The 9,773-nt window shown below is 36.9% G+C and carries 8 protein-coding genes; 5 read left to right on the top strand and 3 right to left on the bottom strand.

The window, feature by feature from the left end:
• Both ACXM0J_RS08100 and ybaK read right to left on the bottom strand, forming a co-directional pair.
• Nucleotides 1-1,838: TonB-dependent receptor (locus ACXM0J_RS08100; RefSeq protein WP_479750381.1), on the bottom strand; the 1,838-nt coding region annotated here is incomplete at its 3' end.
• Nucleotides 1,839-1,998: 160 nt separating this feature from the next.
• Complete coding sequence (gene ybaK, locus ACXM0J_RS08095; RefSeq protein WP_086264590.1) at nt 1,999-2,463, bottom strand: Cys-tRNA(Pro) deacylase; 465 nt, start codon at nt 2,461-2,463, stop codon at nt 1,999-2,001.
• A gap of 190 nt (nt 2,464-2,653) precedes the next feature.
• On the opposite strand from ybaK, the gene ACXM0J_RS08090 reads away from it, so the two are divergent.
• The 4 genes from ACXM0J_RS08090 (at nt 2,654) to ACXM0J_RS08075 (ending at nt 7,303) form a co-directional block, all read left to right on the top strand.
• Nucleotides 2,654-2,956 carry a hypothetical protein gene (locus ACXM0J_RS08090; RefSeq protein WP_004792622.1) on the top strand — a complete coding sequence of 101 codons (303 nt, stop codon included), beginning with the start codon at nt 2,654-2,656 and terminating at the stop codon, nt 2,954-2,956.
• A 232-nt stretch (nt 2,957-3,188) separates the two neighbouring features.
• Nucleotides 3,189-4,562, top strand: coding sequence for an ABC1 kinase family protein (locus ACXM0J_RS08085; RefSeq protein WP_069140399.1), 1,374 nt, complete (start codon nt 3,189-3,191; stop codon nt 4,560-4,562).
• Between the two features lie 228 nt (nt 4,563-4,790).
• Nucleotides 4,791-6,074, top strand: coding sequence for an acyl-CoA dehydrogenase family protein (locus ACXM0J_RS08080; protein ID WP_086264706.1), 1,284 nt, complete (start codon nt 4,791-4,793; stop codon nt 6,072-6,074).
• Nucleotides 6,075-6,097: 23 nt separating this feature from the next.
• A complete protein-coding gene (locus ACXM0J_RS08075) occupies nt 6,098-7,303 on the top strand; it encodes an acyl-CoA dehydrogenase family protein (RefSeq protein ID WP_033849928.1) in 1,206 nt (401 codons plus the stop codon).
• Nucleotides 7,304-7,414: 111 nt separating this feature from the next.
• On the opposite strand, the gene ACXM0J_RS08070 is transcribed toward ACXM0J_RS08075, so the two are convergent.
• Entirely contained in the window at nt 7,415-8,638 is a 1,224-nt protein-coding gene (locus tag ACXM0J_RS08070) for an alkane 1-monooxygenase (RefSeq protein WP_086264589.1), read from the bottom strand.
• 189 nt (nt 8,639-8,827) lie between these two features.
• Between ACXM0J_RS08070 and ACXM0J_RS08065 the strand changes: the two genes are divergently transcribed.
• Nucleotides 8,828-9,772, top strand: coding sequence for an AraC family transcriptional regulator (locus ACXM0J_RS08065; RefSeq protein ID WP_415270376.1), 945 nt, complete (start codon nt 8,828-8,830; stop codon nt 9,770-9,772).
• Nucleotide 9,773 lies beyond the last annotated feature (1 nt).

Below are 9,773 nucleotides of genomic sequence, written 5' to 3'. Positions count from 1 at the left end.
GTTCCTCCAACTTTAAACTCTTCCATAAATGGATAGGTCGCCGTTAGTTCAGCACCATAAACACGTTGGTCTTTGTCCATAACTTCAGCAACAGTTTCTTTATTACTGTTCTTGTAGAATTGAACAACTTTGTCTGAGGTATTATAGAAACCTGTTATACTTAGATTTAGACTCTGCTCTCCTTGTAAACGCCAGCCTAATTCATAGCTGTTTACACTAATAGGTTGGATATTAGCGGTTGATATATTAAATGCATCACGCATCATCCGTTGTACATCTGGAAAACTAAAACCTTGAGAGAAATTAGCAAATATTTGCTGCTCATCTGTTAATTTATATATCGCTCCCAAATTGAATAAAACAGCATCGTCATTTACAGATCCGCTTGGTTGTATCCCATTTTTAGTCGAGTACTGTTCTGTTTCAGCTTTGATATGTTGGTAACGAGTACCAGCTTGGACATTCATACGGTCTGTTAAAGCGTAATCACCTTGTAGAAAAGCGCCAGCGCTTTGAATTGTTGTATTTGGACCGGCATCGGAAGTTTTACCTGAAGGTTTATAGGTCAAACCTGTATTAAATGCTGTGAAATGCTCGTAGTGTTGATGATCTTTTTCATGTTCATAATCTAAGCCATAAGTTAGATTAAGATCACGATTCATAATATTTAAATCACTTTGTACCGTTGAGCGCAAACCAGCAACTTCGATTTCAGATTGAGATTGTTTTGCTTCTGTACCTTCTCCTCCTAAAAAGACTGGAAAAAAACGAGCATCTTCTTTACGGTAATATCCTTCTAAATTTAAGACCTGACCTAAAAGATCTTTATTTTGGTATTGAGTGTTGAATGCATAGCGCTCTGTAAAAGGCTGATTAGGTATTTCTAAACCCTTCTTCCCAATATATGAGTTAGGCGCTCCTCCATAAATATAATTTTTCCCATAATCAGGACCATAATTCGTATCTTGTTCATCCTTATAATACTGTGCACCCAAACTTAGTGATTGGTTATCAGTTAAATCTATATTTATACGACTATTAATATCAATTGTATCAGTATCAGGACGGCTACCTTGCATAGGTGCTATAGCAATACGATCACCATGGCTATCGAACTGAGATCCGCGACTAGTGAAATTAGCCCCTAAGAAACCATTTACATTATCTTTATTAAATGAAATAGATTGGCCAATTTCATAAGCTAGACTATCACTCCGAAATGTATCGGAAGACGTAATACCAAATTTAGTTTCAAAACTTACAGGTTTAGTCGAATCAGCACGTTTCGTAATAATATTAATAATGCCGCCGGTAGAACCTGATCCATAAATACTTGTAGCTCCTGAAAGAACTTCAATACGTTCAATCATGCCTGGACTAATACTATTTAGCTGCCGAGCAACATCGCGTGAGCCATTTTGTGATACGCCGTCAATCATAATCATGACATCACGACCACGCATTGTTTGCCCATAGTTGGTAGTCGTTCCACTACTCACCCCAAGTGATGGAACCAACTGAGCTAGAATATCGGCAATTTTTCGTCCAGCAGTTGCCTGTTGTTCAATTTGCCGCTTTTCAATCGTTTGAACTGTGCCGGCAATTTCAGCAATATTTTTGGGCGTCCTTGTCGCCGTCACTATAATTTTTTGCAATTGAGCTACAGGCTTTTGTGTCGCTTGATTATTAAGAGCTGCCTTTTCAATATTTGTATTTGCATAAACCTGATGCGCAAATATTGCTGCTAGAGCAATACAACAAGGTTTTAATTTAAAATACCGTGACTCAGCACACATCAGATGATTTGAGTTAGCCCCAACCTTTTTGTATTGATGCATTTTCCCTTTCTCCAAACCCAAAAGTTATTAGATAGTTATAAGGCTCGGAATAATACTAAATATAAATAATAATGAGAATCGTTTTTATTAAAAATCTTGATTTAATACTACCTATCTTAAAATTAGTTATTTTAATGAGATAAGAAAGAGATTTATTTTACTAATCAAGCACATCAACAAATTGAGCATTTAAGAGTTGTGCTAAATCTTTAGGATTTAAGCCAATATCTAATCCCCGTTTCCCTCCACTCACATAAATTTTGCTGAACTCTTGTGCAGATGCATCAATAACGGTTTTTAAGCGTTTCTTTTGACCTAACGGACTAATTCCTCCGACCAAATACCCTGTTAAACGTTCGGCATCTTTAGGATTAGCCATCTGTAATTTTTTACACCCAAACGCCGTAGCAACTTTTTTTAAATTTAATTGATGATTAACTGGCAAGACAGCAACGAAATAATTTTTATCGTCACTTACCATTAAGGTTTTGAATACTTCCCTTACATCTAAATTTAGTTTTTCAGCTGCTTCTAATCCAAAACTTTTGGCATTTGAATCATGTTCATATTCATGAATAGAAAATTCAATTTTATTACTTTTTAACAGTCTACATGCAGGAGTCATAATAGGTCGTGTTATAGATGAAATTGTTTCGATTATAGTTTTTTTAGAAAATTTTTAAAATTTGCTTAGGCTATTTACAAGAGTTACATAAAAATTCAAACAGCAACTGAAGAAAAGATAATCTCAACTTGATATTCATGGCTCGACTCCATATATTTTATTTAGATTTGAAGTCTGAGCTGACAATTTTATGAGTTATAAACACAACAATCTGATGGCGATGCGTCACCGTTTTTGGGATGAATCTTCAGATTCTGTATTAAACGAAAAGCAATTTTTACAGCAGACATTAATTGAACAAGGTATTTTTAATAACGCAACTCTTGATGATGTTAAGTATTTTTTCTATACCTTGCCTAGCATCATTATTGTAAAAGCTCATGCACTTGGTTTTATGCATGATTCAGTCAAGCAAATGTTATTACAACATATTCAGACCAATCGCCTTCATTTGATGCAAAAATCTGAATTGAAGATCCAATTTAAAATGTAATCTAAGTTTTTGTGCAAGATCGGTTTTACCCTACTTCTACTCACCTGAACGCTGTAAATTTCTTAGATTTTAAATTGCTTAGGCTATTTTAAAGTTAATGAAATAAAGATAGCCAATTAGACTGATCATTCAGTCCGAGAGAACTATTTTAATACGCTCAAAACATGTAATATTCGTTACAATTTTAGATCACCAGCGTTTGGCTGCATGATGCGCATAGGATTCTATTTTCATGTCAAATCAGAAAGATAAGCTTAAGAGTTTAAAAACTTCTTCCATGGATCGACGCTTATCAATCGCGAAAGCTTCTTTACTTGCAGGAACACGTTGGGCAACTGCAAGTGCCTCTTCTTTATTTTCTAATGAGGAAGAAAAAGAAAAGAAACGCAAAAAAGCGATGAGCGAGCAAGCTAATTATCTGGTTTCTGAAATAGGTAAACTTAAGGGTTCTATTGTTAAGATTGGTCAAATGATGGCTCTTTATGGTGAACACTTTTTACCAGAAGAGATTACACAAGCATTAAATACTCTAAATAACCAAACTGTTGCCTTAGATTGGCCTGCAATTAAGCCACATCTACAGGAGCAACTTGGCGCTAAGTTAAATGATTTAACAATTGATCACGAACCAATTGGTACTGCCTCTCTCGCACAAGTACATCGTGCAACACGTAAATCAGATGGCTTAGAGCTAGTTTTAAAAATTCAATATCCTGGCGTTGCAAATGCAATTGACTCAGATATGAGTCTTTTTAAAAACATGCTTAAACTAACGCGTATGGTGCCACAAACCCGTGAATTTGATCAGTGGTTTGATGAAGTACGTGAAATGATGCATCGCGAAGTTGACTATGATGTAGAAGCTGCTACTACCCGTCGTTTCGGTGAACGCTTAAAAGACGACGAGCGCTATATTGTTCCTACAATTGTAGATGAGTATTGCACAAATCAAGTGCTCTGCATGACTTTCGAACGTGGTGTGCCAATTAACAGCCCTGTTATGTTGTCATTACCTCAAGAACGTCGCAATCAACTCGGTGAAGCATCATTGGAGATTGCGGTTCGTGAAATTTTTGAATGGGGCGAAATGCAGACTGACCCTAACTTTGGTAATTACCTTGTCCGTTTGGGGAATGGTCAAGACATTCAGGACAAAATTGTATTATTAGATTTTGGTGCTATTCGCCAGTTTGATGAACACTTACTAACAGTTGCACGTCAACTCATTCAGGCTGGTTATCAACATAATAAAGATGCAATGGTGAAAGCCATGACTGGTTACGAGTTTTTTGATGCAATGCCTGAAAGTATTAAACCGGGTATGGCTGATGTCTTTTTACTTGCAACAGAAGCATTCAGCACTCCTGCAAATAACCCAGATATGCCCGCTGGTCTTATGGATGAACATGAACGTTATGACTGGAAGAAAAGTCAGCTTCATAGCCGTGTTATGCAACAAGCTAGTAAATCAATGGCATCACGTTATTTTTCGGTCCCACCAAAAGAGTTTATGTTTATTAGCCGTAAATTCATTGGAGCCTACACATTTATGACGGTTATTGATGCAAAAACCAATGTGCGACGTATGATTCGTAACTTTGCTTGATTTAATGCAGACTAGAATGATTCCATGTCATTCTAGTCAATCCTTGTCGACTCACCCAATATTAAAATTATTTTAAACAAATAAAATCAAAAACTTATAATTTTATTATTTTCTATTTGCCATTTATCTACTCATTTTTCTAATGTCAGTAACGACATAGTTTTTTAATATAAGGCGTGTCAGCATAAAACAATAACAATGTGTTAGGACACCATAATCATGACAAGTATGATCAATAAAGCTCAGGGTTTGGGTTTATCGCTGATCACCAGATTGGCTGGAAGCGATGTACTTGATCAACTCAAGTTGCGTAAATTTGTTGAAAAATCTCTTTATCAAGGTTCAAAAGCTGGCTTTAGAGCATTAACGCAGACTCAAAAAGCATTTAAGCCCAAGCAAATCTCTCAACAACGTTTACCTCGCCAACAAAAAAAATTATTTGATTTAAGTCTAACCGAAGAACAACAAATGACTTCTGAAGCAATGTCTCAATTTGCTCAAGGGGTTTTATTGGGGTTAGCTCATGATGCCGATCAGGAAGCTCAGTTTCCTGAAAGTCTTTGGCAATATGTTGAAGATTTAGGACTTAACTACTATGCACTTCCAGAAGCATTAGGTGGTGTAGCAACTGAACAAAGTATTGTTAGTAACTTATTAATTGCTGAAAAATTAGCTGAAGGTGATTTTAGCCTTACAGCAGGATTACTCAGTACGTTTAGCGTTATTAATGCAATCACACGTTGGGGTTCTGCTGAAGTTCAGTCGATGTACCTACCATGTTTTGCAGAAGACTCAGACATTACCGCAACTTTTGCAGTTCAAGAAGCAACTCCAGCATTTAATCCTTATGTTTTAAAAACAAAAGCGACACTTGAAAATGATCAGTTTTTTATTGATGGTGAAAAAACATTAGTGATTTTAGGCGATTTAGCTGACGTATTTTTAGTAAGTGCACACTTTAACGGTAAGCCAGACGTATTTGTCGTGCAGAGCAACGAAACTATTTTTATTAAAAACACTCCAGCTATGGGTCTTAAAGCCACAGAAACAGCAACTCTTCACTTTAATCACACTCCTGCTCTACGTTTAGGTGCAACAGATTTTGATTACACAGCCTTTGTAGATTTAGGCAACTTAATGTGGTGTGCAATGGCTGTAGGTACATGTGAAGCTGTAAAAGCTTACTGTATTAAATATGCCAATGAACGAACCGCGTTCGGTGAACCCATTTCTCATCGACAAAGTGTCGCGTTCATGATTGCAGATATGGCTATTGAAATTGATGCAATGCGTATGTTGGTTTTAAATGCCGCAAGCCTTGCTGAGTCAGGCAAACCATTTCACCGTGAAGCTTACTTAGCACAGATACTTTGTGCTGAAAAATCCATGAAAATTGGTACAGATGGTGTACAAATTCTTGGTGGACATGGCTTCACAAAAGAGCATCCAGTTGAACGTTGGTACCGCGATTTACGGGCTACTGCAATTTTACAATCTGGCTTACATGCTTAAATGATCAATCAGAGGATACTTTAATGAATTTACAAAATCCTAAAAAATTCAAAATGATGATTGATCAAGCACATGATGTTGCGATCAATGTTTTACGCCCTATTTCTCGTAAATATGATAAAGCTGAGCATGCATATCCAAAAGAACTTGATATGCTTGCCTCTCTCATTGATGGCATGAATGAAGGTGGCGAAGGTATTAATGCTGGAGCTGCAGGAGCTGGAAAGCGCGGTGATACCGACAATGAAGGTATTCGTAACGGAACCAACATGTCGACCGCTCTTGGAATTATTGAGATGTGTTATGGCGATACAGGCTTATTACTGAGTATGCCTCGTCAGGGTCTTGGAAACTCAGCTATTGCTGCTGTTGCAAATGATGAGCAATTAGAGCGGTTCAACGGAACATGGGCAGCAATGGCAATTACTGAACCAGGATGCGGCTCTGACTCTGCCGCGATCCGCACCACTGCAACCAAAGATGGTAATGACTACATTCTAAATGGTGAAAAGATTTTTGTGACCTCTGGTGAACGTGCTGATTCTGTTGTTGTTTGGGCCACGCTTGATCGTAAACTTGGGCGAGCAGCTATTAAATCATTTGTCGTACCCAAAGGTACGCCTGGAATGAAGGTTGAGCGCCTCGAACATAAATTAGGAATTAAAGCATCAGATACGGCTGTGATTAGTTTTATTGACTGCCGTGTACCTGCAGAGAACCTTTTGGGCAATGCTGAAGTAGATGTTGCTAAAGGTTTTGCTGGAGTAATGGAAACTTTTGACAATACTCGTCCTTTGGTCGCAGCAATGGCAATCGGTTGCGCTAAAGCTTCACTAGAACGTATTAAAGAGATCTTTAAAGATCAGCTTGACCCTGACTATTCTACCCCCTATCTGCATGCTTCTAACCTTGCAGCACAAATCTATCGCATGGAAGCTGAATGGGAAGCTGCTCGCCTACTCATGTTAAAAGCAACATGGATGGCTGATAACAAAAAGCCAAACTCTAAAGAAGCTTCTATTGCAAAAGCAAAAGCAGGTCGTGTTGGTAACGAGATCACTTTAAAATGTGTCGAGTTAGCAGCAAGTGTTGGCTATAACGAAGATGAGTTACTTGAAAAATGGGCACGTGACTCAAAAATCCTTGATATTTTTGAAGGTACTCAGCAGATTCAACAATTGATTATTGCACGTCGTGAGCTTGGCAAATCATCGAGTGAGTTAAAATAATAGCTAAAGGGAGTTTCAAAGCTCCCTTTATTTTCTATATAAGTCAAAATTTAAAAAGCCCTCTAGTCAAAATACTAAAGGGCTTTTACTTTTAAGAAATAAACTTTCTATTTATTCAGTAGATGTTGATTCTAATGATTTATCAACCACACCAAATTTCTTAAAAATTTTTGCACGTCGTTTTGATGAAATATTCGCTTTGTTCAAATCACCTTTATAGTGATCAAAAACTCGTTTATCCATCATTTTGAACCACAACGAAGGAATTAACGCAGGCAGTAACATACTTGCATAACCACTTGGTAATTCTGGCGCCTCATCAAAATGACGCAATGCTTGGAATGGACGAGTCGGATAAGCATGATGATCTGAGTGACGTTGCAATTGGTACAAGAATAAGTTTGTTACAACGTTGTTATTATTCCAGCTATGCTCTGGCATTGTACGTTCATATTGACCATTTTCTTTTTTCTGACGTAGTAAACCATAATGTTCAATGTAGTTAATAATTTCAAAAAGACTAATGCCATAAAATGCTTGTGTCGCTAAATATGGAATTGTGCTTTTACCAAAAATTCCCACCATAGAAGCATGGAAAGCAGCGCTCATTCCCCAGCCCTGTAATAATTCATTATCTGCTGACCAGAACTCTTTTCCTTTACGTTTTAAACGATTTTTCTCGATTTCAATTGCAGATTTAAAAGACCCTACAACTGTACGTGGCCAGAACTCATAAAATGTTTCGCCCATACGTGAAGAAGCAGGATCTTCAGGAGTTGCTGCACGTTTATGATGACCATAAGGATGTTCGATACGGAAATGGTTATAACCTGTAGGAACCAAAGCAAGGTGAGATAAAATATGATCAATACGATCATGCTTGTGGCTTAATTCATGGGCTGTATTAATCGCAATACCATTAATCGCACCCATCGAAACACCAAGTAAAATTTTATCAATGAATGACGTGGTCTTACGGCTTGTTAAATAACATGCATAAATATTTGCAGCATACTGCAAAGGAATAAAACTTTTCACAAGACGTGAATAATATGGATCTTTTTCTAAAAGCTTAATTTCTTCATCAGTCGGATTACGTGCATCCTTCCCAATAACAGTATCAATTGCAGGGATCACAACATGTAATAAAAGTGGACCACCTAAAGCGAAAACTTTTTTTAAGGGGCGTGGTCCAAAATGGTAACCAGCTAAAATACCTAAACCAATTACAGGTAGAGCTGGACTAATCATCCATAAATAGCGCTTACGATCTATCTCACGCATAGACGCTGGCACTGGCATAAGTTCTTGCTGAACATTCACTGGTGCATTCATAGTCATATTTCCTTTTTCTATATATCTATATAGTTAAAGAAATAGTGTTTACTTAACAGTAGTAACCGTCCAAAAAACCTACGTTAAAGTCTTTGGCATTTTCTTCCACTTTTTTGTCCTAAAAACACATGTTGATCTATTCTTATAGCTCACTATAATTTTATTAAAATAATGATTGATCATTTAAAGATGGATGCACTAAGTAAATTTTTTGATGATATTCACCTTAATAAGTCTGAATACATCTATTTAAAAGCACAAGGAGAATGGGCTTTTAAAACACAAGATCAATCAGCTTTACTTGCTTATATTGTTTTAACTGGTTCAGTATATATTCAACTTAATGCTTCAGAAAAAATAATTGCCACAGCTGGTGATATTATTTTAATTCCCTCGGGAAAAGCACATAGTGCCACTGATTCAAAATCAACAGCCAGTAAATTGGTAGATTCTCTAGATATTACTTCGCTTTTTAACGGCCATAGACAAGACGCGATCGAGTTTGGTACTTCTTCCTCACATAAAACATTATTACTATGTTTACGCTGTCAGATCGATACTCATATGGCAGGTCCTTTGATTAATGCATTGCCTTCTATCATGCATATTCAACATGAAAATCAAACCAACCCACCCGAATGGCTACAAATTGGGCTTTATTTTTTAGCAATTGAAACTCAAAAAATCAGGCCGGGACATGACAAAATTATTGATCATTTAGTCAGTATTCTTCTCATTGAATGCATTCGTGATCATGTTCAACAAATGACAGATCAACAAAACTGGCTAAGTGCATTAACCCACCCTGAATTGAGTAATGCCCTATCTGCTATTCACAGCCAACCAGAAGTTGCTTGGACAGTTGAGTCTTTAGCAGAACAATGCTGTATGTCACGTTCCAAATTTGCAAATCTATTTAATAGTATTATTGGGGAACCACCTCTCACTTATTTGCAACATTACCGTTTCCGCTTAGCTAGCCAATATCTACGCACAAGTAATTTTTCAATTCAGCAAATATCAAACAAAGTCGGCTATTCATCCGAGACTGCTTTTAGTCAGGCCTTTAAAAGAATTTTTGATTTATCACCTAAACAATATCGACAGCAATATATCGAACATCATCTCGATTAAT

It is taken from the genome of Acinetobacter sp. GRABPA_MV_2 (assembly GCF_056725885.1).
The sequence above is the reverse complement of the archived record's forward strand: the minus strand, read 5'-3'. Positions and strand labels throughout refer to the sequence as shown.

Excerpts from the sequence above, each read along its gene's own strand:
- ACXM0J_RS08080 (WP_086264706.1), top strand. The coding sequence starts at position 4,791 with ATGATCAATAAAGCTCAGGGTTTGGGTTTATCGCTGATCACCAGATTG.
- ACXM0J_RS08065 (WP_415270376.1), top strand. The coding sequence starts at position 8,828 with ATGGATGCACTAAGTAAATTTTTTGATGATATTCACCTTAATAAGTCT.
- ACXM0J_RS08075 (WP_033849928.1), top strand. The coding sequence starts at position 6,098 with ATGAATTTACAAAATCCTAAAAAATTCAAAATGATGATTGATCAAGCA.
- ACXM0J_RS08085 (WP_069140399.1), top strand. The coding sequence starts at position 3,189 with ATGTCAAATCAGAAAGATAAGCTTAAGAGTTTAAAAACTTCTTCCATG.
- ACXM0J_RS08070 (WP_086264589.1), bottom strand. The coding sequence starts at position 8,638 with ATGAATGCACCAGTGAATGTTCAGCAAGAACTTATGCCAGTGCCAGCG.
- ybaK (WP_086264590.1), bottom strand. The coding sequence starts at position 2,463 with ATGACTCCTGCATGTAGACTGTTAAAAAGTAATAAAATTGAATTTTCT.
- ACXM0J_RS08090 (WP_004792622.1), top strand. The coding sequence starts at position 2,654 with ATGAGTTATAAACACAACAATCTGATGGCGATGCGTCACCGTTTTTGG.